The 717-nt window shown below is 56.9% G+C and carries 2 protein-coding genes; both read left to right on the top strand.

What is annotated here, in order from left to right; translation table 11 throughout:
* Nucleotides 1–248 (top strand): hypothetical protein (locus ACOCD2_RS23940; protein WP_293675625.1); only part of this gene is annotated, 248 nt, incomplete at its 5' end.
* A partial coding sequence (locus tag ACOCD2_RS23935; protein ID WP_419626283.1) for an IS1595 family transposase occupies nt 202–717 on the top strand: 516 nt, incomplete at its 3' end. The genes ACOCD2_RS23940 and ACOCD2_RS23935, both read left to right, overlap by 47 nt.

The following is a 717-nucleotide window of genomic DNA, read 5'->3' as shown; positions in this document are numbered from 1 at the left end:
CTTTCGATTATTGTAGCTCTTTTTGCCGCGAATGTCAGGGCGCATCCAACAGTGTGAATATTTCCAATATTGCGCAATCGTTGTTGAAATTATTCGGCATGGCATTAAAAAAGGTGATTATATCCAAAGCTCAGCAGGCGCATCTGGTGAGCCAGTGGTGTAGGCAGAATGAACTCCATCCACAACCACCGGAGTTCTGCCATGTCGATCAATCCGATTCAGTTTCAGCGAGGCCTGTCGTTGCCTGATTTCCTGTCTCAGTATGGTACTGAAGCCCAGTGTGAATCGGCGCTGGAGAAGGTACGCTGGCGTGACGGTTTTCGGTGCCCACAATGCGGACACGACCACTGCACCGTATTTCGCCGTGGACAGCAGCCTCTGTATCAGTGCAGCGCCTGCCATCATCAGACTTCCCTTCAGGTGGGCACTCTCTTCCAGGCCAGCAAGCTGCCGCTGACCCCCTGGTTTCTGGCCATATATCTGATCACCCAGGCCAAGAACGGGGTGTCGGCTCTGGAGCTGATGCGCAGCCTGGGGATCTCCTGGCGGGCGGCCTGGCGTCTCAAGCACAAGATCCTCCGGGCCATGCTGGAACAGGAAGCGGACAGGGTTCTGAGAGGCCGGGTGGAAGTCGATGACGCCTACCTGGGCGGAACTCGCAGCGGCAAGCGGGGCCGAGGGGCCGCCGGAAAGAGGCCCTTCGTGATTGCCGTGGAA

This window comes from Thiolapillus sp., assembly GCF_048562965.1.
In the GTDB taxonomy this organism is placed as follows: domain Bacteria; phylum Pseudomonadota; class Gammaproteobacteria; order Chromatiales; family Chromatiaceae; genus Thiolapillus; species Thiolapillus brandeum_A.
The sequence above is the reverse complement of the archived record's forward strand: the minus strand, read 5'-3'. Positions and strand labels throughout refer to the sequence as shown.